The following is a 23,954-nucleotide window of genomic DNA, read 5'->3' on the forward strand; positions in this document are numbered from 1 at the left end:
ATGCGGAGGATGAAGCGGTCGTCGGGGTCGGAGAGGTTACTGGCCAAGCGGGACCTGCTGGCGACGGGGCTCGCGGAGGCGGGCTCCGGGGTGTTCCGGCCCGCGGGCACGTACTTCGTCACCACCGACATCCGCCCGCTGGGTGAGAGGGACGGCTTCGCAAGGCATGCGCGCACTGACCCCCGCTCCATGGGGCCGGTCGTCCTCCGGCTCCGGTCGGCCCGCCACCTGTTCCGAGTCGCGCGCACATCCCTGGTCCGGCCGCACACCGGTGCACCGGGCTCAGCCGGCCGCTCGGAGGCGGTCCGTGGACCGGCAGTCGCGGCAGCGACCGGGGGTGGTGGCGCGGAACGCCCGCTCGCAGCCGTCGCAGGTCTGGAAGGGCCGCACGACCGGTCGGGGCGCGTGCTCGGCGGGCGGGCGCTGCGGCGGGGCGGGGAGGGGTGTGTCCCGGAGGCGGTAGGCGAGGATGCCCGCCGGGCGGGTCAGGAACCGGACGGGGAGCCCTGCCGTCAACCGCGCGGTGATCAGGGAGGGGGTGACATCGGCGGCCAGCCACTGGGCGACGGCCGGTGCCAGACGCGCGGCCTCCGACTCGGTCAGGACGAGCCGGGGATCGACCCGCGAGTGGCTGCCGGGGGCGGGCGGGTGTCGTCGCCATCCCGAACGCCGTCTTCTACGACGATCGCTAGGCGGGCGCGCCCTTCGTCCGGTTCGCCTTCTGCAAACGGACCGGGGTGCTGGCGGAAGCGGCGGAACGACTCCGCAAGGCATGCGCGCACTGACCGTCGCCCGGTGTTTGCAGGCACCGCCAGAGCAGACGTACAATTTTCTGTACGTAGAGGAGGTTCCATCGTGAAGACCATGACGTACTCCGAGTCACGCGCCAGGTACGCCGAGGTGCTCAACTCCGTCACGGACGACCGCGAAGAGGTCGTCATCACCCGGGCCGGACATGAGCCGGTCGTCATCGTCTCCCTTGAGGACTACGAGTCCCTGAAGGAGACCGCGTACCTGCTGCGAAGCCCGGCGAACGCCCGGCGCCTGCTCGCGTCCATCGACGAACTGGAGAACGGCGGCGGCACCGTACGCGAGCTGGCGACCGACGAATAAGGGCTACGAGTGAAGATCACCTTCTCTTCCCGCGCTTGGGAGGACTACCTGTGGTGGCAGCTTCAGGACCGGAAGATCCTGAAGCGCATCAACACGCTCATCGCGGACATCGCCCGGAACGGCAACGAGGGGATCGGCAAACCGGAACCGCTCAAGCACGGATTCCAGGGCTACTGGTCGCGCCGCATCAATGACGAGCACCGACTCATCTACAAAGCCACCGACGACGGCGCCCTCATCGCACAGTGCCGCTACCACTACGAGAGCTGACACCGGCCGGCTGTTTCAACTCGCCTATGAACGCTGCCCAGGCGGCGGATTCGAAGCAGAGCGCCGGGCCGTGCGGGACCTTGCTGTCACGGACGGGGACGGCGGCCGTGCAGCCGTCGGCCACCTCCACGCAGTTGCCGCCCTCCTGATTGCTGTAGCTGCTCCTGCGCCACGCGGCGGCGCTCAGATCGGGACGGGACGTTGGCTCCACGGTTGTAGCCCTCCATCGCGGATCGGATCATGCCGAGTGACATGAGCGGGGGCAGGGCGTTCGCCCGTAGCCGATCGTAGGTCACCGTGAAGCGCCCGACTTCGGTTGGATCCTCGATGAGTTGGCCGTAGTGAGCACCCTCCGTGTAGACGACTTCGGAGCCGTCCGGCAGCGTCAGCACGGTCAGGGAACCGCCCATCGCATCGTGCTCGCCCTGGTCGAACGGCAGCACCTGGAGCGTGATGCGACGGTCCGCCGCCGCACGGAGCAGCACCCGCAACTGCTCGCTCATCACGCCACTCCCGCCGATCGGACGTCTGAGAACCGCCTCGTCGAGCACCACCCACAGGTCGGGCCGGTCGCGCGACCGAAGCCGCTCCTGTCGCGTCATGCGCACCGCGAGCCGTTCTTCCAACTGTTCCTCGTCACTGAGCGTCAGACCGACACTCAACACGGCCCTCGCGTATCTCGCGGTCTGCAACAGACCGGGCACCACGTGCGCCGCGTACTCGCGGATCGCCACCGCCCGTTCCGCATACTCCATGAACGTCCGCGACCAGTCCGGGAAAGCCTCCCGGTACACGTACGGCCACAGCTCGACCAGCAGGTCGTCCGCGCCCAGTACCGCGTCCAGCGCACGCGCCAGGTCCAGCGTGGGCCTGGCTCCGGAGGCGCGCTCGATCTGCGTGATCCGGGTGCTCACCACATGCGTGCGCGCGCCGAGTTCGGCCTGGGTCAGCCCGGCCGCCAGGCGGAGTCTGCGCACCCGCGCGCCGAACAGTGCCGCCATCGACGCACTGGGGTCAATTCCGTTGGCCAAAGCGTCACTTCCGTTCCTTACGGGCTGAAAGGTAAGGCGGTTCCCCCTGTTGAGCTTAGGGCGACGGGACGACTCTTGAGCACAGAACGTGACGGCCCGATCACGGGTCTGCGCATGCCATTCGGACAGTTAAGGACCGACCAGCCGTGGCGACAGGAACCCCCACCCCGACCGCATCCCAACTCCCCTCGTCCAGCGCACAGTTCGTCTCGACGCCGCGAGGCGCCCGGCTCGCCCGGCAGTTCGCCGTCCGGCGGCTGGCCGAGTGGGGGCACCCGCCCCGGTCGGAAACCTCGTACGCGGTCGCCCTCGTCGTCGGCGAACTCGCGGCCAACGCCGTACGGCACGGGGGCGTTCCGGGGCGGGAGTTCGGGCTGCGGCTCGCCCTGGACGCCGCCGCGGGCCTGGTCCGTGTCGAGGTCGCGGACGCCGCCGTGACGAAGCTGCCGCCCACCGCCGCGCCCTCGTCGTACCCCGAGGGCGAGTCCGGCCGGGGGCTGCTCCTGGTGAGCGTCCAGGCCGCGCGGTGGGGGTCGGCGCCTCGGCACCCCGTGGGCAAGACGGTGTGGGCGGAGGTGCCGGTCGAGGTGGCTGCGCAGCCATGACGGGTGCGGGAAATCCGGCCGCGTCACGCCGACACGCCGGGCGCCGTGCAACGCTACCCGCCCGGCCGCCCAGCACTAGCACATATCCCTTTCGCCCTGCAATGTGCGGGTGTGACCCACGCCAGCGCCTTCGCACCGCCACCCCCCGCCGTCACACAACCCGACACCGGCGGGATCTCCCGGCGCCGCCTCGCGACGGCGCCCGTCACCGCCCTCGGGCTCTTCGCCGCCGTACGGCTCGCCGGGGCGGCCGTGCTCGCCCTGACGGCCTGGGGGCACGGCGGCCACCCGCTCACCCTGCTCGGCAGATCCTGGGACTCCAGGTGGTACCTGGGGATCGCCGCGCACGGCTACGGCCACGCCTACCACTACCGGCCCGGCATCATCCACAACGACCTGGCGTTCTTCCCGCTCTACCCGATGCTCATCCGCGCGGTCACCACCGTGACCCCGCTGAGCGGCGCCGGCGCCGGCCTGCTCGTCTCCTGGACCGCAGCCGCGGTCGCCGCCTGCGGCATCCACGCGGTCGGCACCCGGCTGTACGCCCGCGCGGTCGGCACCGCGCTCGTGGTGCTGTGGGCCCTGTGGCCGCACTCGGTCGTGCTGTCGATGGCGTACACCGAGCCGGTGCTGACCGCCTTCGCCGCCTGGTCGCTGTATGCCGTGCTCACCCGCCGCTGGCTGTGGGCGGGGGCGCTGGCCGCGCTGGCGGGGGCGTCCCGGCCGAACGGGTTCGCGGTGGCGGCGGCCGTGCTCGCGGTCGCCGCGACGGAGATCTGGCGCGGGCGCGGCCGGGTCACGCACAGGCTGTGGACGGGCGCCGCGCTCGCCCCGCTGGGGTGGGGGGCGTACGTCCTGTGGGTGGGCCGGCGCGAGGGCGACCCGCTCGGCGGCTACTTCACCGTGCAGCGGCTGTGGGGTTCCACCTTCGACCTGGGCCGCGGCTCCCTGCGCTTCGTCGAGCACCTGCTCCTGCACGGCGACCGCTTCGTCTTCCCGGTGACGCTGGCGATCGTGGCGCTCGCCGTGGTGCTCTACGCCCTGCTCCTGGTGGACCGCGCCCCGCTGCCCCTGCTCGTGTACACCGGCGTGCTGCTGCTGATCGCGCTGGGCGGCTCGGGCTTCTTCGAGTCCAAGCCGCGGTTCCTGCTGCCCGCGTTCCCGCTGCTGATCCCGCCCGCGCGGGCGCTGGTGCGGACGGCGAGAGCCCGGCCGTGGCACGCGACCGTGGTGGTCACCGCCCTGGCCGGGCTCTCCTCCCTCTACGGCGCGTATCTGGTCGTGCTCGCGCGCACGCCGCTGTAGGGCCGGGTCGCTCCCTGGCGGGGACTCCTCTCCGGGACTCCCCGTCGGGGCTACTCCTCGTCGTCGGGCTTCTCCGCCTCGTCGACCTCCTCGGTGAGGCCGAGCTGCTCGACCAGCCAGCGGTCGAACTCGATGGCGGCGCGCACCCAGCTGACCGTCGAGGAGACGAAGTGGTTCAGGTCCACGCCGGTGCCGACCAGCATCTGCGCCTCACCGATGAGACGGACGGTGCCGTCGTCGTGGGTGTGGCTGTAGACCTTCGGCCACAGCGTGCGCCGGTTCCAGTCGTCGATGGACTCCAGCAGCTGCGGCTTGGCGTCGATCGGGTGCGGACGGTCGTAGAACGTCCGCACCGAGAAGACGAGCTGGTCACCCTCGCCACGGAACATGAAGTACGTACGGAACTGCTCCCACGGCGCCGCGAGGTCACCCTCGTCGTCGATGACGTACTTCAGCTCCATCTGTTCCAGGAGCTGCTTCACGAGGTCCTGATCCGGGACGACGGGGCCTGCCGGTCCTTGGGGGTTCGGCTCGGGCTGGCCCCCGAAGTTCGGAATCGAGGACGGGTCGATGCTCACCGTGTTTTTCCCTTCGTACGGATTCCGCCATCCTCCCCCATGCGGGGAGGGGCGTGGCAAGTGCTGCCGCCCCTGTCCGCCACGGGCTGACCCGATCAGGTCCACGGGCCCGCCGCACACCGGGGCGACGGGCCCAGGCACCACGGCCGCTAGAGCGTCTTGCCGGTATCCGGTCCCACGATCAGGCCGTCGCCGAAGACGTTCACCCGGACCGTGTCGCCGTCCTTGACCTCGCCGGAGAGGATCTCCCGGGCGAGCCGGTCACCGATCGCGGTCTGCACCAGGCGGCGCAGGGGGCGCGCGCCGTAGGCCGGGTCGATGCCCTTGTCGGCGAGCCAGGTCAGGGCCTCGTCCGAGACCTCCAGGGTGAGCCGGCGTTCGGCCAGGCGCTTGGCCAGGCGGCCGATCTGGAGGGCGGCGATGCGGCCCAGCTCCTCGCGGTCGAGGGCGGAGAAGACGACGAGGTCGTCCAGCCGGTTGAGGAACTCCGGCTTGAACGAGGCCCGCACCACCTGGAGGACCTGCGCCTTCTTCTCCTCCGCTCCGGTGAGCGGGTCGACCAGGAAGTTGCTGCCCAGGTTGGAGGTGAGGATCAGGATCGTGTTGCGGAAGTCGACGGTGCGGCCCTGTCCGTCGGTGAGCCGGCCGTCGTCCAGCACCTGGAGCAGGATGTCGAAGACCTCCGGGTGCGCCTTCTCCACCTCGTCGAGGAGGATCACCGAGTACGGGCGCCTGCGCACCGCCTCGGTCAGCTGGCCGCCCTCCTCGTAGCCGACGTAGCCGGGCGGGGCGCCGAGCAGCCGGGCGACGCTGTGCTTCTCGCCGTACTCCGACATGTCGATGCGGACCATGGCCCGCTCGTCGTCGAAGAGGAAGTCGGCGAGCGCCTTGGCCAGTTCGGTCTTGCCCACGCCCGTCGGGCCGAGGAAGAGGAACGAACCGGTGGGGCGGTCGGGGTCGGCGATGCCCGCGCGGGTGCGCCGTACGGCGTCGGAGACGGCGCGCACCGCCTCCTGCTGGCCGATCAGGCGGCGTCCCAACTCGTCCTCCATGCGCAGGAGTTTCTGGGTCTCGCCCTCCAGCAGCCGGCCGGCCGGGATGCCGGTCCAGGAGCCGACGACGTCCGCGATGTCGTCCGGGCCGACCTCTTCCTTGACCATGGTGTCCTGGGCGGCGGCCTCCTCCTCGGCCTCGGACGCCTCCTCCAAGTCCCGCTCAAGGGAAGGGATCTCGCCGTAGAGCAGCTTGGAGGCGGTGTCGAAGTCGCCGTCACGCTGGGCGCGTTCGGCCTGGCCGCGCAGATCGTCGAGCCTCTCCTTCAGCTCGCCGACCCGGTTGAGGGACTGCTTCTCCTTCTCCCAACGGGCGTTGAGGCCCCGCAGCTCCTCCTCCCGGTCGGCGAGATCGCGGCGCAGCCGGTCCAGGCGCTCCTTGGAGGCGGCGTCCGTCTCCTTGCTCAGCGCCAGCTCCTCCATCTTCAACCGGTCGACGACGCGCTGGAGTTCGTCGATCTCGACCGGGGAGGAGTCGATCTCCATGCGCAGCCGGGAGGCCGCCTCGTCGACGAGGTCGATCGCCTTGTCGGGCAGGAAACGGGAGGTGATGTAGCGGTCGGAGAGCGTGGCCGCCGCGACCAGCGCGCTGTCCGCGATCACCACCTTGTGGTGGGCCTCGTACCGTCCCTTGAGGCCGCGGAGGATGGCGATGGTGTCCTCGACGGACGGCTCGGCGACCAGCACCTGCTGGAAGCGGCGCTCCAGCGCCGGGTCCTTCTCGATCCGCTCGCGGTACTCGTCGAGGGTGGTGGCGCCGACCATGCGCAGCTCACCGCGGGCGAGCATCGGCTTGAGCATGTTGCCCGCGTCCATCGCGGAGTCGCCGCCGGCGCCCGCGCCGACGACGGTGTGCAGTTCGTCGATGAAGGTGATGATCTGGCCGTCGGAGTCCTTGATCTCGCCCAGGACGGTCTTGAGCCGCTCCTCGAACTCGCCCCGGTACTTGGCCCCGGCGACCATCGCGCCGAGGTCGAGCGAGACGAGCCGCTTGTCCTTGAGGGACTCGGGCACGTCACCCTTGACGATCCGCTGGGCGAGCCCCTCGACGACGGCGGTCTTGCCGACGCCGGGTTCGCCGATCAGCACCGGGTTGTTCTTCGTGCGGCGCGAGAGCACCTGCACGACTCGGCGGATCTCCTGGTCCCGGCCGATGACCGGGTCGAGCTTGCCCTCACGCGCCGCGGCGGTGAAGTCGGTGCCGAACTTCTCCAGCGCCTTGTACTGACCCTCGGGGTCGGGTGTGGTCACCCGGCGCCCTCCCCTCGACTTCTGGAAGGCCTCGCGCAGCTTCTTCGCACTGGCCCCCTGACGGGAGAGTACGTCGCCGGCCGCGCCGCCCTTCCCCGCGATACCGATGAGCAGATGCTCGGTGGACAGGTACTCGTCCCCGAGTTCCTTCGCCGTCTCCGCCGCGTCCGCGATCACCGCGAGCAGTTCGCGGTTGGGCTGCGGGGGCGCGACCGTCGCTCCGGTCACGCTGGGCAGCGCGCCGAGCGCCCGCTCGGCACCCGACCGTACGGCGGCCCGGTCGGCGTCGACGGCGGCCAGCAGGTCGGTGATGTTCTCGTTGTCCTCCCCCGCGAGCAGCGAGAGAAGCAGGTGGGCCGGGGTCAGGTCGGCGTGCCCCCCGGACACGGCCCGTTGGGTGGCCGCGTTGATCGCGTCCCGGCTCCTGTTGGTCAGCTCGGCGTCCACGTTCGCTTTCTCCTCCTGGCGTCAGCCGTTGGTGGCCGGCTCGTCACGTCTCCCCGTACTGACTCTGCCAACCTGCACAAAGTTGAGTCTATTCCACTCAAGGCAGTGGCGCGAGTGTGCCAGGGACGGGGTGACGGCGCATACGGCCGGGGTGGCGGGCGGGCCCAGTGCGGGGCGCGGCGCCCGCGACTCGGTGGCCGGCGGTCCGCGCGTCCCGGGCGGTGGCCGCGACCGGGCCCGACGGAACGCGACGAAGGAGCGGCGGAAAGTGAGCGGAGAGCGGCGGAAGCGGGGCGGAGCGATCAGTTCCAGCCACTGCCGCCGGGCGCGTACCAGCACATTCCGCGCAAACTGCAGCGGCGTCACCGTGTTCAGGTCACGGTGACGCCGCTGCGGGGGGAAGCACCTGAGCGATCTGTTACGACGGGGGAATCGCGTCAGGCACTGCGGGGGGTGGCTGAGATGGCCCGAACTTGGGGGGTTTCCGGTTCCACCAGCCTGTGGTCTCGCTGATCAAGATTGACGAAGATCATGCCGTATCGGATCGCGCACCGGACCGGCTGCGGCGCCCCCCGAGGCCGCCGCAGACACCGATACGCCCGTACGTCCTCGTCGTCGTCCCGCGTCACGACGACCGGCTCTCCGAAGACCGTCACCATCAACGAGTCACCACTGTGGGGGATGGCGGTGACCAGGTCGATGAAGTGCCAGCCGGAACGGTAGGCGGTGGCCATTTCGCGGCGGAAGGAGCGGTCGTCGGGAGGCGTTGTCACATCAGCTCCACGCACTGTCATCCGCGCCGTCGGCAGTGGCGGAGCCGCCGGCGACCGCGTCGGTTGCGGTCGGCAGTGACCAGGCACTGTCCGCTCGGATGTCACCCTTCTCGACAGAGAGGCCAGTCAGCGTTCCGAAGGCCACAACGGTGGAGAAGGCGGCGACAAGCACCGAGCGAAGCATTCTCTTACGCATAGTCGGCTTCGTCCTCACTTGAAGGTCCCCTCTTCCCCCGTCGAATAAGACGATGGCTCATTCGGGCACGTCATGGCCACACAATCGATGCATCATGTTCCTGCATGTTCAGGACCCTGGGGGGTGGAGATTTGGCAATGAATCGGACTAAAGCGACGCATCCCCATGCCGTGACGGAGCTGTGCGCGGACGGTGGGCGTCTCTATGCGAATGCGCTCCGCACGGGACGTATCGCCCGTGCGGACGTGGAGGCCACTCCGTGTCTGATGGAGTTCGCCCTGCTCCATCCCGATCCGGACGACCCGAACTGGCTGCGCCCCGTGCCGCCCTCGGTCGCCCTCGCCCAGCGGCTCAACCCCCTTGAGCACGAGATCACGGAGCGGCGCCGGCTGTCGATCGAACTGGCCGACGCCTTCGAGCCGTTCATGGACCTCAGCGCCCAGGTCACCGCCTCCACCCACTCCATCACCGTGCTGGAGGGGCTCGACCGCATCAACTCCGCGCTCGACCTGGCCACGGCCCAGTGCCAGAACGAGATGGTCACCGTCCAGCCCAGCCACCGGCACCCCGAGCGCCGCCTCATCGCCGCCCTGGAGCGCGACCGGCCGCTGATCGAGCGGGGCGTCCGGATCCGGACGCTCTACCAGCACACGGCCCGCTACAGCCCCGAACGGCTGGCCTACGTGGACCAGTTCGCGGACGGTAAAGCCGAGTACCGGACGATCGACGAACTCGTCGAGCGGCTCATCATCTGCGACGAGACGGTCGCCTTCATCCCCATCAGCGACGACCGGCAGGTCGCCCTGGAGCTGCGCCACCCCGGCCTGGTCCGCTATCTGGTCAAGGTCTTCGAGTTCATGTGGGGCCGCGCCGTACCACTGCGGGCGGGCACCCCGTACGACACCGACCCGGACGGCATCACCGACATCCAGCACTCCATCGCCAAGCTGCTGGTCGAGGGTCATGTGGACGAGGCCATCGCGCGCCGGCTCGGCATGAACGTACGCACCTGCCGGGCCCACATAGCCAAGCTGGCGACGGCCCTGGGCAGCGGCAGCCGCGCCCAACTGGGCTACCTGATAGCGCAGTCGGGCATTCTGGAGCGGCAGCACTGAGCCCGCGGGACCCCACCCGGCCCCCTCAGCGGACGGTCGGCGACTTTTGGTCGGCGGCGGTGGGCCGGGCGGGCCCGTCCGCCGGACGGGCCGGCCCGTCCAGGCCCGCCTGCGCGATGCGCACCCCGAGCTGGGTACGGCTCGCCGCACCCAGCGTCTCCGAGAGCCGCGCGATGTGCGCCCGGCAGGTACGGACGCTTATCCCCAGGCGCTCCGCGATGACCGCGTCCTGGTGGCCCTCCGCCAGCAGGGCGGCGATGGACTGCTCCCGGTGCGAGATGCCCTCGATGCCGGTGTCGGGCAGCGGGGCCGCGACCGGGATGGCGAGGCGCCACAGCCGCTCGAAGACGGTGCCGAAGTACTCGACCAGCGCGGGGTGGCGCAGCTCCAGCGCCATCGTGCGGTCGGCGTTGGCGGGGATGAAGGCGACCGTGCGGTCGAAGAGGATCAGCCGGTCCACGACCTCGTCCAGCGTCCTGGCCTCCACCGCGTCGCCCATCAGCTCCAGGTAGTTGAGCAGCCCCTGGCCGTGCCGCGCCACATGCGTGTAGAGGTCGCGCATCCGCACCCCGCGGCTGCGCAGCGCCACCGCCCGGTGCAGCCCCTCGGAGAGTTCGGGCTCGCGCCGGATGCCGCCCGGCTGGACCGTCAGCACCTCGGTGGTGCACGCCTCGGTCGCCGCGTCCATCGCGGCCTGGATGCGGGAGAGTCCGTCCAGGACCCGGATCGCGGCGCCCTCCAGCGAGGCGGAGGCGGACGCCTGGATCTGCCGGCCGAGGCCCGCGTACCACTCGAAGGCCTCCACCGCCGAGCCCACCCGCAGATGGCTTGAGCTGACCTCCTGGTACACCCCGCGCAGCAGCCGGGTCATGACCTCCTGCGGGGAGGTCGGCACCAGCCACGCCATGTCGTCGGGGTCCGGGTGCAGCAGGGCGAGTTCCAGCAGGCACGGCACCGTGTCGGCGTCCTCGCGCGACACGCGGCCCCGCCGTACGGCCCGGGAGTAGACGCGATCCCCGGTGGCGCACAGCCGGTCAGCACCGTGTGGATGCTCGTCCGTCCCGTGCCCGGTCATCGCCCATCCCACCCCCGCTTTCCGGCTCTTCCGCAGCGCAACTATGCGCGGAGCGGACCCGGTCCGCAACACACCTCCCCCCGGCCCGAGCTGTGAAAACCCCCGAAATCAGCTGGTATCTCCCGGCCTCCGACCGCCGCGTTGCAACAAGCGGATGGGGGTGGACCGTACCGCCCGCATGCCTCCGCCCGGGCCTCAACCACCGCAGCGGGCAACGCCGGTGGGTGCGCGCCGCGGGACGACGACGGCACGGACGGGAGGAGGCGCGAGAAACCGGAGGAGGGGAGAGAGGAGGGGATGAGAGGAGAAGGGCGCCGCGGAGACGTGAACCGGGCCGAGACGCGCGCTAGTTGGCGAACGCAAACCTCAACGTCATCGCGCAGCACGGAAGTCGGCGGCCGGAGCCGCACCGGCCCGTGCCGGGAGGGGCGGAGCCGCAACGGCACCGTGCACGGGGAAAGCTGAGCCGCACCGGCCTCGTACGCGGAAAGGCGGCACCGCATCGGCTCGTGCACCGGAGGGCGGAGCCGCGTCCGTACGGCGTCCCGGGGCGTGGGGCGGGAGCCCGACCGCGGCGCGGGCTCCACGAGGGCGCTCGCCGGGGCGTGAGGGGCGGCCGGTCGGAGGGGGGGCGGAGTGGCGCCCGGAGCGCCCGGGAGGGCGCCAGGCGGCGACTGAGGGCCGCCGGGGCGGTGCGGGGGCCCCGGCGGCCGTCCGTGAGCCGGTGGGGCTACTTGAGGCCGATCGCCGAGCAGTCCGCCTTGTACGCGCTGGTGCAGATGTCCGACACCTTGTAGATCCCGTCCGCGACGACGGTCTCCTTGATGTTGTCCTTGGTCAGGGCGACCACGGAGACCAGCTGCGAGGGGATCTTCTTGTTGGTGGGGCTGTCGACCGAGTCGCGGGTGAGGGAGTCGAACTCGATGTCCCGGCCCTGGACCAGCGCCACGGCCGCCTTCGCGGCCGCCTCGGCCTCGTCCGGGTAGGGCTTGTAGACGCTCATGTACTGCTCGCCGGAGACGATCCGCTGCACGGCCGTGAGTTCGGCGTCCTGGCCGGTGATGGGGGGCATCTTCGTCACGCCCGCCGCCTTCAGGGCCTTCACGATCCCGCCGGCCATGGCGTCGTTGGCGGAGTACACCGCGGCGACGTTGTCCTTGCCGAGCTTGCCGATCGCCTCGGTCATGTGCGCCTGGGCCGTGTCCGGGCTCCACTCGGCCGTGTCGTAGGTCTCGGCGATCGTCACCTTGCCGGTCAGCTCGGACAGCGCGCCCTTCTTGAACTGGGCGGCGTTCGGGTCGGTCGGCGAGCCGTTGACCATGACGATCTTGTCGGAGGAGTCGAGGTTGCCGCCCAGCGCCTCCAGCAGCGAGCGGCCCTGCACCTCGCCGACGAGCTCGTTGTCGAAGGAGACGTACGCGTCGATGGGCCCCTCGGCCAGACGGTCGTAGGCGATGACCGGAATGCCCGCGGTCTTGGCCTTCTTCACCATGGCCCGGATGGCGTGCGAGTCGACGGCGTCGAGCAGGATGACGTCGACCTTGTCGTCGATCATCTTCTGCATCTGCGCGTTCTGGACCGTCGCCTTGCCGCCGGCGTTCGCGTACTCCGACGACCCCTTCTTGGAGGTGAGTTGGGAGACCGTCGACTTGATGATCGGGTAGTCGAACTCGGCGTACCGCGTGTTCGTCTTCTCCGGCATCAGCACGCCCACCGTGATGTCGTTGCCCTTCGCCGGGGTCGCGTCCGTGCTGCTCCCGGACGAGCTCATCACGCCACAGGCGGCCAGCGGGAGGGCCAGCGAGGAGGCGGCCACGGATATGGCGATACGGCGCATTGGGGTGCTCACTTCTGGTGCCTTCCGAACGCGGGCGCAGCGTTGCGACCCAGGTGACTGAAAAGCCAACGCGGCGGCGCCCATCGGCGTCAAGCGGAATCACTTAACGAGATAGCAACATCACGTTCCGTTTGGTATGTGAAGGCATTGCGGAACCGCCCACAAACACTCTTTACGGACCCTCCACCCAACGGGAGTTCACGGGGAGGCAAAGACCAGTACAACCAGCCCCTTTCGGTACGAGTCGCTCGCGGCCGGCCGCGAGCCGCCCCCGGGGGTGTCCGGACCGGTGAGCGAACAGACCCGGCCAGCAGGGCGCTTCGGACCGGGCGGCGCGAACACGCGAAGGGGCCCGGAGTTGCCTCCGGGCCCCTTGAACCGTGCTGCGCGATGGGCGCTGTTCAGTCGGACGACTGCTGCCGCTTGGGCCGCCACACCACCAGCGCGCTGGTCTGCTGGACCTCCTGGTACGGGACCAGGTCCCGGCGGTAGGAGGCGTGCACCGCGGCCTCGCGCTGCCGCATCGTCGCAGCCGCGCCGTCCACCGCCGACTCCAGCTCCGCGACCCGGGACTGGAGCGCGGCGACCTGGTTCTCCAGCTCGATGATGCGCTTGATGCCGGCCAGGTTGATGCCCTCGTCCTGCGACAACTGCTGGACGGTACGCAGCAGTTCGATGTCGCGGGCCGAGTAGCGCCGGCCGCGGCCGGCCGTGCGGTCGGGCGAGACCAGGCCGAGGCGGTCGTACTGGCGCAGCGTCTGCGGGTGCAGACCGGAGAGCTGGGCCGCCACCGAGATGACGTACACCGGCGTCTCGTGCGTCAGTTCGTACGGATTTCGTCGACGGCCGTCCATCCCTGTCAAGCTCCCTTCGCGGCCTGGAACAGCTCCGCCCGCGGATCCTCACCCGCGGTCGCCTCGCGATACGCCTCCAGCGCGTCACGAGCCTTCCCCGTCAGATCCTTCGGGACACTCACCTCGACGGTGACCAGCAGATCGCCGCGGGTGCCGTCCTTGCGGAAGGCGCCCTTGCCGCGGGCGCGCATCGTCAGCCCGTTGGGCGTGCCCGGCGGCAGCTTCAGCGTCACCGGCGGCCCGCCCAGGGTGGGCACCCGGACCTCGCCGCCCAGCGCCGCCTCGGCGAACGTCACCGGCACCGACACCGTGAGGTTGTCCTCCTTGCGCCCGAACACCGGGTGCGGGTCGACGTGCACGACGACGTACAAGTCGCCCGCGGGACCGCCGCGTTCACCCGGCGCGCCCTTGCCCCGCAGCCGGATGCGCTGGTTGTCCGAGACGCCGGCCGGGATACGGACCTGCATCGTGCGCGAGGACTTGGCGCGCCCCGAACCCTTGCAGACCTCGCAGGGGTTCTCCGCGATCAGTCCGCGGCCCTTGCAGTCCGGGCAGGGATCGGTGAGCGAGAAGCCGCCGCCCGAGCCCCGCGCCACCTGGCCGGTGCCGACACACGTCGGGCACACGCGCGGTGTGCCGTTGGCGTCGCCGGTGCCCGAACAGGCCTTGCAGGGCGCCTGGGAGGACATCCGCAACGGGACCGTGGCGCCCTCGATGGCTTCCGTGAAGCTCAGTGTGACCTCGGACTCGATGTCCTGGCCGCGCCGCGGCTGCACCCGCGTGGTGCCGCCCGCGCCGCCGCGGTTGAACAGGCCCCCGAAGACGTCACCGATGCCCCCGCCGAAGCCGCCGGCGTTCCCGCCGCCGCCCTGGGGGGCGCCTCCGAAGAGGTCCCCCAGGTCGAAGTTGAAGTTGCCGCCGCCCGCGCCCGGCCCCGGACGGTATCCGCCGTTGCCGAAGAGGGCGCGCGCCTCGTCGTACTCCTTGCGCTTCTTGGGGTCCCCGAGGATGTCGTTGGCCTCGGAGATCTCCTTGAAGCGCTCCTCGGCCTTGGTGTTGCCCTTGTTGGCGTCCGGGTGGAACTCGCGGGCGAGCTTCCGGTACGCCTTCTTGATCTCGGCCTCGGTGGCGTCCTTGGGGACGCCGAGGACCTTGTAGTAGTCCTTCTCGATGAAGTCCTTGGTGCTCATCCTCGACGTCCCTCCCTTCCCTCTGGTCCTTCTCGGCCGTCCGGTCCTCGCGGTCCTTGCGGCCTCACCGGTTCAACCTCAGCCCTCGTCCGGGCCACCGCTCTCCTTGTCGTCCGCCGTCTCCGCCGAATCCGAAGAGTCCGCCTTGACGGGCTGCGCCCCCGGCTGGGGCTCGGCCACCGCCACCCGCGCGGGGCGGATGGTGCGCTCGCCGAACCGGTAGCCGGGCTGCAGGATCGCCACGCAGGTCGTCTCGGTGACGTCCGGCGCGTACGAGTGCATCAGGGCCTCGTGGATGGTCGGGTCGAAGGGCTCGCCCTCCTTGCCGAACTGCTGGAGGCCCATCTTGGCCACGACGCTCTCCAGCGACTCCCCGACGACCTTGAAGCCGCCGACGAACTCACCGTGTTCGCGCGCGCGGCCGATGTCGTCGAGGACGGGCAGAAGCTCGGTCAGGATGTTCGCGATCGCGATCTCCTTGACCGTGATCCGGTCGCGCTCGACACGGCGGCGGTAGTTCTGGAACTCGGCCTGGAGCCGCTGGAGGTCCGCGGTGCGCTCGTCGAGCGCCTTGCGCACCTGGTCCAGCTGGGCCGTCAGACCGGCGATCTGCAGTGCTGCGTCCCCGGCCGGGGCCGCCTCCTCCCCCGGGGTGCCCGGGGAGGAGGCGGCCTGCGGCTCGGCGTCGTCGGGGGTGGCGCCGGAGGGGACGTCGGGCTTCTCCTCGAAGCCCGGAGTCTCCTCCGTCACGCGGCACCGTCCTTGCGCTCGTCGTCCACGATCTCGGCGTCGACCACGTCGTCGTCGGCCCTGGGCGCCTCGGCACCCGGGGCGTCGCCGCCCGCGGCCTGCGCGGCCTGGGCGTCGGCGTACATGGCCTGGCCGACCTTCTGGGAGACCGCGGCGACCTTCTCGGTCGCGGTGCGGATCTCGGCCGTGTTGTCGCCTTCGGCGGACTCGTTCTTGAGCGCGGTCTTCAGCTCCTCGACGGCGGCCTCGACCTCGGTCTTGACCTCGCCGGGAACCTTGTCCTCGTTGTCCTTGAGGAACTTCTCCGTTTGGTAGACGAGCTGCTCGCCCTGGTTGCGGGTCTCGGCGGCCTCGCGGCGACGGTGGTCCTCGTCCGCGTACTGCTCGGCCTCCTGGCGCATCCGGTCGACCTCGTCCTTCGGCAGCGAGGAGCCGCCGGTGACGGTCATCTTCTGCTCCTTGCCCGTGCCCAGGTCCTTCGCGGTCACGTGCATGATGCCGTTGGCGTCGATGTCGAAGGAGACCTCGATCTGCGGGACACCGCGCGGGGCCGGCGGCAGACCGGTCAGCTCGAACATCCCGAGCTTCTTGTTGTACGCCGCGATCTCGCGCTCGCCCTGGTAGACCTGGATCTGCACGGAGGGCTGGTTGTCCTCGGCGGTGGTGAAGATCTCGGACCGCTTGGTCGGGATCGTCGTGTTCCGCTCGATCAGCTTGGTCATGATGCCGCCCTTGGTCTCGATACCGAGGGACAGCGGGGTCACGTCGAGGAGCAGGACGTCCTTGACCTCACCCTTGAGGACACCGGCCTGGAGGGACGCGCCGATGGCGACGACCTCGTCCGGGTTGACGCCCTTGTTGGCGTCCTTGCCGCCGGTGAGCTCCTTGACGAGCTCGGCCACGGCGGGCATACGCGTCGAACCGCCGACGAGGACGACGTGGTCGATCTCGTTGATGGAGATGCCGGCGTCCTTGATGACGTTGTGGAACGGCGTCTTGCAGCGCTCCAGCAGGTCGGCCGTCAGCTGCTGGAACTGAGCCCGGGTGAGCTTCTCGTCCAGGTGCAGCGGGCCCTCGGCGGACGCCGTGATGTAGGGCAGGTTGATCGAGGTCTCGGTGGACGAGGACAGCTCGATCTTGGCCTTCTCGGCGGCCTCGCGGAGGCGCTGGAGGGCCATCTTGTCCTTGCCCAGGTCCACGCCGTGACCGGAGGCGAACTGCTTCACCAGGTAGTCGACGACCCGCTGGTCCCAGTCGTCACCACCGAGGTGGTTGTCGCCGTTGGTGGCCTTCACCTCGACGACGCCGTCGCCGATCTCCAGCAGGGAGACGTCGAAGGTGCCGCCACCGAGGTCGAAGACGAGGATCGTCTGGTCGTCCTTGTCGAGGCCGTACGCCAGCGCCGCCGCCGTGGGCTCGTTGACGATGCGAAGGACGTTCAGGCCCGCGATCTCGCCGGCCTCCTTCGTCGCCTGGCGCTCGGAGTCGTTGAAGTACGCCGGGACCGTGATGACCGCGTCGGCGACCTTCTCGCCCAGGTAGGCCTCGGCGTCCCGCTTCAGCTTCTGCAGGATGAAGGCGCTCATCTGCTGCGGGTTGAAGCTCTTTCCGTCGAGCTCGATCTTCCAGTCCGTGCCCATGTGGCGCTTCACGGAGCGGATGGTCCGGTCAACGTTGGTGACCGCCTGACGCTTGGCGACCTCGCCGACGAGCACCTCACCGTTCTTGGCGAAGGCGACGACGGACGGCGTGGTCCTGGCGCCCTCGGCGTTGGTGATGACGGTGGGCTCGCCGCCCTCCAGAACGCTGACGACGGAGTTAGTCGTGCCCAGGTCGATGCCGACCGCACGTGCCATGGTTGATTCCTCCAGCAATGACTTGAGTGGAACGGACTCAAGTGTGCACGACGTCCGGCGCGCGGTCAACAGAGCTGAGTCAACCAGGCTCAACTCTTATCCGTTCCTTACACGCAACTGAGTCCTGACCTGCGACGACACGGGCCGACGGAGTTGCCGACGGACTCCGTAGACCGGAACCTTCAGCAGCCCGAGGACGACGACGGCCGTCCCGCCCGCCACCCAGACCACGGCCGAGTCGCCGGCCCAGCCGTTGTGCGCGAGCACCGCGACGAGCACTCCGGAGAAGCCGCCGGCCCCCAGCAGCACGACCGCGCCCTGCGGGGTGAGCCCCAACCGCCTTAGCCGGTGCGCCAGATGATCGGGTCCGCCCCTCGACAGCGGCCGTCCGGCCAGTCGCCGGGACACCACCACCAGAACGACGTCGGCGCTCGCCACGACGGTGAGCGCGAAGAGCACGCCGACGCTGGAGGCGAACCCGTGCCCGGCCCGGGTGGACACGGCCGCCGAGGCGAGCACGAACCCCGCGTACAGCGACCCGCACGCCCCGAGGGCGCTGCGCGCGGGATGCCAGTTGTGCATCAGGAACCCGGTCAGCGCGGCGGCCAGCACGCTGAGCAGCACCGCGAGCCCGTCCATCACCTCCGCCGTCGCGCAGGCCCCGACCCCGAAGGCGGTGACCACCCCCACGGTTCCCGCCAGCCCGTCCGCGTGGTCAAGTCCCTTGAAAGCGGCGGCTGTCCAGACGATCCATCCCACCGCCAGCAGCCCGGCCGGCACCCCGGTCTCGTCGTACGGCACGACACAGGCCGCCGCGATCGCCGTACCGGCGAGCAGGAAGCGCGTCCTGAGCCGCCACGCATCGGCGGCCAGCCCCAGCACCGCCACCGCGGACGCTGCGGCCAGCAACTCGCCCACCCCGTCCCCGATCGGCGCGATCCCGGTCCAGTCGCACCCCCAGGTCACCAGCGCGACGGCGAGTACGACGGCCAGGCCGCCGAGCAGCGGAACCGGCCGCGCCCGCCGCCGGTCGACGAGCCCGGCCCGCAGCGCGGGCACCCGGAGGAGGGCGGCGAGGAGGGCGGCGAGGAGCAGGGCGGTGACGGCGGCGACAATCGCGTAGAGCACGGCCCTAAAGTAAGCCTGATGTCATGATTTGCGGTGAATAACAGGATTGTCCGGCGTGCCTCTCCCGCCGCACCGGGTGAGGGGCGCCTCAGCGACGCAGATCACCGCGCCGCTGGCTACAGTGCGGCACCAGAAGTGGGTAGTCTCAGACGGACTGCATAAGTTACCGCTTAGTAATCACCTCCGAGCCTGCTCGGAGACACCCCTCGCAGGCCCGAGGAGCCTTGACATGCAACTCGCCGCGATCATCGTGTCGCTGGTACTGATCGTGGTCGGTGTGGCGCTGTTCGCCCGCGCCGTCCTGCAGATCTACACCTTCATGCGACTCGGCCAGAACGTGCCCGCGGGCACCCGCACCGACGAACCGGTGCAGCGCACCGTCACCGTGGCCAAGGAGTTCCTGGGCCACACCCGGATGAACCGCTGGGGCATCGTCGGTGTCGCGCACTGGTTCGTGGCGGTCGGCTTCTTCACGCTGCTGCTGACGATCGTCAACGCCGTCGGCCAGCTGTTCCAGGCCGACTGGCTGCTGCCGGTCCTCGGCGAGTGGGCGCCGTACAACGTCTTCGTCGAGTTCATCGGCACCATGACCGTCCTCGGCATCCTGACGCTGATCGTGATCCGCCAGCTGAGCAGCCCGAACCGGCCCGGCCGCAAGTCCCGCTTCGCCGGCTCCAACTTCGGCCAGGCGTACTTCGTCGAGGCCGTCATCCTCATCGTCGGCGTCTGCATCTTCATGCTGCACGCCCTGGAGGGCGCCCAGCACCACGTGGACGGCTACGAGGCCTCGTTCTTCCTCTCGTACCCGGTGGTGTCCTGGCTGCGCGGCCTGGACGTCTCCACGCTCCAGAACCTCACCTACCTCTTCGCGGGCGTGAAGATCGCGGCCTCCTTCATCTGGATGATCACGGTCGCCCTGAAGACCGACATGGGCATCGCCTGGCACCGCTTCCTGGCCTTCCCGAACATCTGGTTCAAGCGGAACGCCACCGGCGCCACCGCGCTCGGCCCCCTGCTGCCGATGACCTCCGGCGGCAAGCCGATCGACTTCACCGACCCCGGTGACGACGACGTCTTCGGCGTCTCCCAGGTCGAGCAGTTCTCCTGGAAGGGCCTGCTGGACTTCTCCACCTGCACCGAGTGCGGCCGCTGCCAGTCGCAGTGCCCCGCCTGGAACACCGGCAAGCCGCTCTCCCCCAAGCTCCTGATCATGTCCCTGCGCGACCACGCGCACGCCAAGGCGCCCTACCTGCGCGCGGGTGGCGGCAAGACCATGGAGGGCGAGGAGAGGGCGAGCGCCGAGCAGCTCAAGGACGTACCCGCCGCGGCCCTCGCCGAGGCCGAGCGCCCCCTGATCGGCACGGCCGAGGAGAACGGCGTCATCGACCCCGATGTCCTGTGGTCCTGCACCACCTGCGGCGCCTGCGTCGAGCAGTGCCCGGTCGACATCGAGCACATCGACCACATCGTCGACATGCGCCGCTACCAGGTGATGATCGAGTCCGCGTTCCCGTCCGAGGCGGGCACGATGCTCAAGAACCTGGAGAAGAAGGGCAACCCCTGGGGCCTGGCCAAGAAGCAGCGGCTGGAGTGGACCAAGGAGGTCGACTTCGAGATCCCGGTCGTCGGCCAGGACATCGAGGACCTCACCGAGATCGAGTACCTGTACTGGGTCGGCTGCGCCGGCGCCCTGGAGGACCGCGCCAAGAAGACCACGAAGGCCTTCGCGGAACTCCTCCACATCGCGGGCGTCAAGTTCGCGATCATGGGCGGCGACGAGAAGTGCACCGGTGACTCCGCCCGCCGCCTCGGCAACGAGCCCCTCTTCCAGGAGCTCGGCATGGAGAACGTGGCCGCCCTGAACATGGCCTTCGGCGAGGAACTCGACGACGAGGGCAACGCGGTGGCCGAGTCGGCCAAGCCCCGGTCCGCGAAGAAGATCGTCGCGACCTGCCCGCACTGCCTCAACACCATCGGCAACGAGTACCCGCAGCTCGGCGGCGACTACGAGGTCATCCACCACACCCAGCTGCTCCAACACCTGGTCGACGAGGGCAAGTTGATCCCCGTCACCCCGGTCGAGGGCCTCATCACCTACCACGACCCGTGCTACCTGGGCCGCCACAACAAGATCTACACGCCCCCGCGCGAGATCATCGCCAAGGTCCCGGGTCTGCGCAACGAGGAGATGCACCGCCACAAGGAGCGCGGCTTCTGCTGCGGTGCCGGCGGCGCCCGGATGTGGATGGAGGAGCGGATCGGCAAGCGCATCAACAACGAGCGCGTCGACGAAGCCCTCGCCCTCGACCCGGACATCATCTCCACCGCCTGCCCGTTCTGCCTGGTCATGCTGACCGACTCGGTCAACGGCAAGAAGAACGACGGCAAGGCGAAGGAGTCCGTCCAGGTCGTCGACGTCGCCCAGTTGCTCCTGGACTCGGTGCGGACCCCGCTCGACGACGACCCCCCGGCGGGCACGACGGACCCGGAGAACGCCCCGGAGCCCGAGCCGGTGAAGTAACGCCCACGACGGCGACACCAGCCGAAACGGCCGTAGCAGCCGTGACAGCTGTGTCAGCTGTGTCAGCTGTCACAGGCGGATCCGCTACGGCGACGCCCCGCATCCCTCCGAGAGGGGTGCGGGGCGTCGTCGTGGCCGTCTCCGCCGGCGGCTCCGTAAAGGCGCCCGTGGTGGTGTCCGCGGCCGGGTGACCGCACGGGGTCCGCGGTCGGGGTGTAGCGGAGTACACCCCCGATCCGGGAGAGCGGTCCCTCGTGGTGGCGAGCGCGCGACGGAATCGTGGAGGGCAGAAGATCCCGCCCTCCACCCGAAGGACATCCCGTGAGGTCACCGCTCGCCACCCTGAAGTCGTTCGTCGCCGACCTGCTGCTGTGGTCCTGCTTCGCCGGCGGTCTCGCCACGAGTACGGCGTCCGGCGCCGTCCTCGACGGCACGGCCAAGTCCGCGGCCACCTTCGCCGGCATCGCCGTCGCCCTCGTCGCCGGCTCACGCATCGCGAAGAAGCCGAAGATCAAGGCGTTCCTGTCGAGGACGTCGACGCTGTGGTTCCTGTTCCTCTTCAACGGCGGTGTGGCCGTGGCCTGTTACCTGACCATGGACGGCGCCAAGGGCATCGCGACCGCCGCCGGCATGGGTCTGGTCTCGCTCGGCGCGGCGGGCGGCCTGATCGGCAACGTGCGCCGCCCGAAGGCCGGTTCGGCGCCGACGCGGACCGCCGAGGAGCCGTGGGCCTGACGGTCCGAGGGTCGCGCCGTACCACGAGTCGCCGTGCCCGCTGTTCCGCTCTCCCGCCGATGACGCGCCAGGAACCGCCCCCTCCCCCCGTACGAAAGGCCCCCATGACCAACCGAGTCCGCCCTCGCCGCCGCCCGCGCCTCACGGCCCACCGCGCCACCACCGTCCTCGCCCTCATCACGGCCGCCGCGCTGGCCACCGTCCTGCTCACGGGCTGCGACCCCACGGACACCGCCAACTCGTCTGCCTGTGGCCGGAGTTGGACCACGATCGCCGACAGCCTCAAGGCGATCCACGAGGCCGGCGCGGAGGCGGCGAAGGACCCGGGCCGCACCGACGACTCCATCGCCACGATCGACGAGAGACTCGACAGGATCGACGCGACCGACACGGACTCCGACGACAGCGAGACCGCCCGGGCGGTCGACGACCTGGACCAGGCGATCTCCGACTACAACACGTCGATCCTGCACGGCGACACCCACCCCGACACCAGTGGGATCGACACGGCGGCCGACCGGCTCAAGGACCTCTGCACGCCGTAGAAAGGGGACAACTGAGCCGATTGCAGGGGGCCTTGACCGCCCGTACCAAAGATTTGCCGACCGCCCGTACAACTGTCCCGCCCCCACCGAAGTCTCCTGATCGCCAACCGTCCATGAAGCCAGGGCCAACGCCCGGCGAACGGGACGGCACGCACCCCATCGACGCGGATTGCCCGCCGGGCATCCTCCGCATGCCGCAGGAGACCCCCGCATGCACCAGCAACACCAGCCGTACCTCAGACTCGCCCTCGCGACGGCCGTGGCCGCCACGCTGACCGGCGGTCTGCTCACCCTGACGGCGGCGACGGCGACCGCCGCCGACTCCTTCAGGACCGCGAAGGCCGACTTCAACGGCGACGGAATCGGTGACGTCGTCACCTCCGCGCCCGGCGCCTCCGTCAGCGGCCACACCAACGCGGGCCAGATCGTCGCGTTCTACGGCACCGCCACCGGCGTGACGTCCACCCGGCACTCGACCCTCAGCCAGAACTCGGGCACCGTGCCCGGCACCGCCGAGCAGGGCGACGGCTTCGGCCGTGAGACGGCGTACGCCGACTTCAACGGCGACGGCTACGACGACCTCGCCGTGGCCTCGCCGTTCGAGAAGGTCGGCACCGACACCGACGGCGGCGCCCTCGCCATCCTCTGGGGTTCCGCCAGCGGCCTCACCGGCAAGGCCAGCGACGTACCGGACCCGGCTCCCTCCGCACACGACGACTGGGGCCAGTCCCTCGCCGCCGGCGACTTCGACGGCGACGGCAGAGCCGACCTGGCCGTGGGCAGCTCGGCCGCCACGGTCTACGTCTACAAGGGAGGCTTCAGCGCCTCCACCGGGACGCCCGGCGGCCGTTACACCATCAAGCCCCCGATCAGCTCCGGCAGCAGCGGGTTCCCCTACGGCCCGGAGAGCCTGACCGCAGGCGACATCAACGGCGACGGCCGGACCGACCTGGTGGTCGACGGCTTCGAGACGCAGACGTCCAACGGCTGGAACACCAACTACTACGTGCCCGGCACCGCGAGCGGCCTCAGCGTCACCGGCGTGCGGACCCTGAAGACCGGCATCGTCACCGGTATCGGCGACATCAACGGCGACGGCTACGGCGACATCGTCACCGGCGCCGACTGGGACGCCAAGACCGACGACGGCCGGACCATCCCGGACTCCGCGAACGGCGGCAAGGTGAACATCACCTACGGCTCCGCGTCCGGCCCCGCCGCCACCACCGGCATCACCCAGAACACCGGTGCCGTACCCGGCACTTCGGAGAAGTCCGACGCGTTCGGCTGGGACCTGGACCTCGGTGACGTCAACGGCGACGGCTACCAGGACATCGTGATCTCCGCCCCCGAGGAGGACCTCGGCAGCGTGACCAACACCGGGATGCTCACCGTCCTGTACGGCTCGGCGAGCGGTGTGAACACCACCACCGGCATCCAGTCCTTCGCGCAGAGCACCGCGGGCGTGCCCGGCACCGACGAGAAGAACGACCTCTTCGGCATCGACGTCAAGCTCGACGACGTCACCGGCGACGGCAAGGCCGACCTGGTCATCGGCTCGTACGAGAACGGCGGCGACGGCGCGGTGACCTACCTGCCCTCCAACGGCACGAAGATCGTCACGACCGGCTCCCGCGCCATCGCCCCGAGCGCCCTGGGCGTCTCCACCACCGGAACACCGCAGCTCGGAAGCCTCTTCGCCGACTAGCCCGCACTTTCGTCACGCC

The 23,954-nt window shown here is 70.1% G+C and carries 22 protein-coding genes and 3 pseudogenes; 11 read left to right on the forward strand and 14 right to left on the reverse strand.

Features of this window, described 5'->3' with window-relative positions:
* Nucleotides 1-36 precede the first annotated feature (36 nt).
* A pseudogene (locus tag ABZT12_RS01420) lies at nucleotides 37-162 on the forward strand (aminotransferase); the annotation flags it as partial.
* A 120-nt stretch (nucleotides 163-282) separates the two neighbouring features.
* Here ABZT12_RS01420 and ABZT12_RS01425 read toward each other — a convergent pair.
* Nucleotides 283-624 (reverse strand): annotated as a pseudogene (locus tag ABZT12_RS01425) (hypothetical protein); the annotation flags it as partial.
* A 17-nt stretch (nucleotides 625-641) separates the two neighbouring features.
* Between ABZT12_RS01425 and ABZT12_RS01430 the strand changes: the two are divergent.
* From ABZT12_RS01430 to ABZT12_RS01440, 3 genes and pseudogenes are all read left to right on the forward strand, one after another.
* Nucleotides 642-785, forward strand: a pseudogene (locus ABZT12_RS01430) (aminotransferase); the annotation flags it as partial.
* 70 nt (nucleotides 786-855) lie between these two features.
* Nucleotides 856-1,113 (forward strand): type II toxin-antitoxin system prevent-host-death family antitoxin, encoded by a 258-nt coding sequence (locus ABZT12_RS01435; RefSeq protein WP_037676836.1) that lies wholly within the window; start codon nucleotides 856-858, stop codon nucleotides 1,111-1,113.
* Between the two features lie 9 nt (nucleotides 1,114-1,122).
* Nucleotides 1,123-1,383, forward strand: coding sequence for a Txe/YoeB family addiction module toxin (locus ABZT12_RS01440; protein ID WP_356375392.1), 261 nt, complete (start codon nucleotides 1,123-1,125; stop codon nucleotides 1,381-1,383).
* On the opposite strand, the gene ABZT12_RS01445 is transcribed toward ABZT12_RS01440, so the two are convergent.
* Together ABZT12_RS01445 and ABZT12_RS01450 are read right to left on the reverse strand one after the other, a co-directional pair.
* Nucleotides 1,349-1,570 carry a DUF397 domain-containing protein gene (locus tag ABZT12_RS01445; RefSeq protein ID WP_356376685.1) on the reverse strand — a complete coding sequence of 74 codons (222 nt, stop codon included), beginning with the start codon at nucleotides 1,568-1,570 and terminating at the stop codon, nucleotides 1,349-1,351. The genes ABZT12_RS01440 and ABZT12_RS01445 overlap by 35 nt on opposite strands.
* Nucleotides 1,470-2,384: a helix-turn-helix transcriptional regulator gene (locus ABZT12_RS01450; RefSeq protein WP_356375395.1), complete on the reverse strand. Its 915-nt coding sequence runs from the start codon at nucleotides 2,382-2,384 to the stop codon at nucleotides 1,470-1,472. The genes ABZT12_RS01445 and ABZT12_RS01450 overlap by 101 nt, the downstream gene beginning before the upstream one ends.
* Before the next feature lie 176 nt (nucleotides 2,385-2,560).
* Here ABZT12_RS01450 and ABZT12_RS01455 point away from each other — a divergent pair, with 176 nt between their 5' ends.
* The gene (locus ABZT12_RS01455) at nucleotides 2,561-3,019 is read left to right on the forward strand and encodes an ATP-binding protein (RefSeq protein WP_356375399.1); all 459 of its coding nucleotides are present in this window, start codon (nucleotides 2,561-2,563) and stop codon (nucleotides 3,017-3,019) included.
* Between the two features lie 111 nt (nucleotides 3,020-3,130).
* Nucleotides 3,131-4,324 carry a hypothetical protein gene (locus ABZT12_RS01460; RefSeq protein ID WP_356375402.1) on the forward strand — a complete coding sequence of 398 codons (1,194 nt, stop codon included), beginning with the start codon at nucleotides 3,131-3,133 and terminating at the stop codon, nucleotides 4,322-4,324.
* A 50-nt stretch (nucleotides 4,325-4,374) separates the two neighbouring features.
* On the opposite strand, the gene ABZT12_RS01465 is transcribed toward ABZT12_RS01460, so the two are convergent.
* From ABZT12_RS01465 to ABZT12_RS01480, 4 genes are all read right to left on the reverse strand, one after another.
* The gene (locus ABZT12_RS01465) at nucleotides 4,375-4,902 is read right to left on the reverse strand and encodes a YbjN domain-containing protein (RefSeq protein ID WP_356375405.1); all 528 of its coding nucleotides are present in this window, start codon (nucleotides 4,900-4,902) and stop codon (nucleotides 4,375-4,377) included.
* A gap of 149 nt (nucleotides 4,903-5,051) precedes the next feature.
* Complete coding sequence (clpB, locus tag ABZT12_RS01470) at nucleotides 5,052-7,652, reverse strand: ATP-dependent chaperone ClpB (RefSeq protein WP_356375407.1); 2,601 nt, start codon at nucleotides 7,650-7,652, stop codon at nucleotides 5,052-5,054.
* A gap of 437 nt (nucleotides 7,653-8,089) precedes the next feature.
* Nucleotides 8,090-8,425 carry a hypothetical protein gene (locus tag ABZT12_RS01475; protein WP_356375410.1) on the reverse strand — a complete coding sequence of 112 codons (336 nt, stop codon included), beginning with the start codon at nucleotides 8,423-8,425 and terminating at the stop codon, nucleotides 8,090-8,092.
* A gap of 1 nt (nucleotide 8,426) precedes the next feature.
* Nucleotides 8,427-8,621 (reverse strand): hypothetical protein, encoded by a 195-nt coding sequence (locus ABZT12_RS01480; protein ID WP_356375413.1) that lies wholly within the window; start codon nucleotides 8,619-8,621, stop codon nucleotides 8,427-8,429.
* A 137-nt stretch (nucleotides 8,622-8,758) separates the two neighbouring features.
* Here ABZT12_RS01480 and ABZT12_RS01485 point away from each other — a divergent pair, with 137 nt between their 5' ends.
* On the forward strand, nucleotides 8,759-9,736 hold the full coding sequence (locus ABZT12_RS01485; RefSeq protein WP_356375416.1) for a helix-turn-helix transcriptional regulator: 978 nt from the start codon (nucleotides 8,759-8,761) through the stop codon (nucleotides 9,734-9,736).
* A gap of 25 nt (nucleotides 9,737-9,761) precedes the next feature.
* On the opposite strand, the gene ABZT12_RS01490 is transcribed toward ABZT12_RS01485, so the two are convergent.
* The 7 genes from ABZT12_RS01490 to ABZT12_RS01520 all read right to left on the reverse strand — a co-directional run bounded on the left by ABZT12_RS01490 (nucleotide 9,762) and on the right by ABZT12_RS01520 (nucleotide 18,426).
* A complete protein-coding gene (locus ABZT12_RS01490) occupies nucleotides 9,762-10,811 on the reverse strand; it encodes a helix-turn-helix transcriptional regulator (RefSeq protein ID WP_356375418.1) in 1,050 nt (349 codons plus the stop codon).
* 730 nt (nucleotides 10,812-11,541) lie between these two features.
* Nucleotides 11,542-12,648, reverse strand: coding sequence for a substrate-binding domain-containing protein (locus ABZT12_RS01495; protein ID WP_356376688.1), 1,107 nt, complete (start codon nucleotides 12,646-12,648; stop codon nucleotides 11,542-11,544).
* Nucleotides 12,649-13,049: 401 nt separating this feature from the next.
* Nucleotides 13,050-13,502 carry a helix-turn-helix domain-containing protein gene (locus ABZT12_RS01500; protein WP_356375421.1) on the reverse strand — a complete coding sequence of 151 codons (453 nt, stop codon included), beginning with the start codon at nucleotides 13,500-13,502 and terminating at the stop codon, nucleotides 13,050-13,052.
* A 5-nt stretch (nucleotides 13,503-13,507) separates the two neighbouring features.
* Nucleotides 13,508-14,692: a molecular chaperone DnaJ gene (gene dnaJ / locus ABZT12_RS01505; RefSeq protein WP_356375424.1), complete on the reverse strand. Its 1,185-nt coding sequence runs from the start codon at nucleotides 14,690-14,692 to the stop codon at nucleotides 13,508-13,510.
* Between the two features lie 78 nt (nucleotides 14,693-14,770).
* Complete coding sequence (grpE, locus tag ABZT12_RS01510) at nucleotides 14,771-15,442, reverse strand: nucleotide exchange factor GrpE (protein ID WP_356375427.1); 672 nt, start codon at nucleotides 15,440-15,442, stop codon at nucleotides 14,771-14,773.
* The gene (dnaK, locus tag ABZT12_RS01515) at nucleotides 15,439-17,298 is read right to left on the reverse strand and encodes a molecular chaperone DnaK (RefSeq protein ID WP_356375430.1); all 1,860 of its coding nucleotides are present in this window, start codon (nucleotides 17,296-17,298) and stop codon (nucleotides 15,439-15,441) included. The genes grpE and dnaK overlap by 4 nt, the downstream gene beginning before the upstream one ends.
* 96 nt (nucleotides 17,299-17,394) lie before the next feature.
* Nucleotides 17,395-18,426, reverse strand: a complete 1,032-nt coding sequence (locus ABZT12_RS01520) for an MraY family glycosyltransferase (RefSeq protein ID WP_356375434.1) — start codon at nucleotides 18,424-18,426, stop codon at nucleotides 17,395-17,397.
* Nucleotides 18,427-18,655: 229 nt separating this feature from the next.
* Between ABZT12_RS01520 and ABZT12_RS01525 the strand changes: the two genes are divergently transcribed.
* The 4 genes from ABZT12_RS01525 (at nucleotide 18,656) to ABZT12_RS01540 (ending at nucleotide 23,935) form a co-directional block, all read left to right on the forward strand.
* A complete protein-coding gene (locus tag ABZT12_RS01525) occupies nucleotides 18,656-20,947 on the forward strand; it encodes a (Fe-S)-binding protein (protein ID WP_356375437.1) in 2,292 nt (763 codons plus the stop codon).
* Nucleotides 20,948-21,268: 321 nt separating this feature from the next.
* Nucleotides 21,269-21,682, forward strand: a complete 414-nt coding sequence (locus tag ABZT12_RS01530; protein WP_356375440.1) for a hypothetical protein — start codon at nucleotides 21,269-21,271, stop codon at nucleotides 21,680-21,682.
* A gap of 104 nt (nucleotides 21,683-21,786) precedes the next feature.
* Nucleotides 21,787-22,227, forward strand: coding sequence for a hypothetical protein (locus ABZT12_RS01535; protein ID WP_356375443.1), 441 nt, complete (start codon nucleotides 21,787-21,789; stop codon nucleotides 22,225-22,227).
* A gap of 211 nt (nucleotides 22,228-22,438) precedes the next feature.
* Nucleotides 22,439-23,935 carry an FG-GAP and VCBS repeat-containing protein gene (locus ABZT12_RS01540; protein ID WP_356375446.1) on the forward strand — a complete coding sequence of 499 codons (1,497 nt, stop codon included), beginning with the start codon at nucleotides 22,439-22,441 and terminating at the stop codon, nucleotides 23,933-23,935.
* Nucleotides 23,936-23,954: the final 19 nt, after the last annotated feature.

The organism is Streptomyces sp. NPDC005423 (genome assembly GCF_040606415.1).
Lineage (GTDB): Bacteria > Actinomycetota > Actinomycetes > Streptomycetales > Streptomycetaceae > Streptomyces.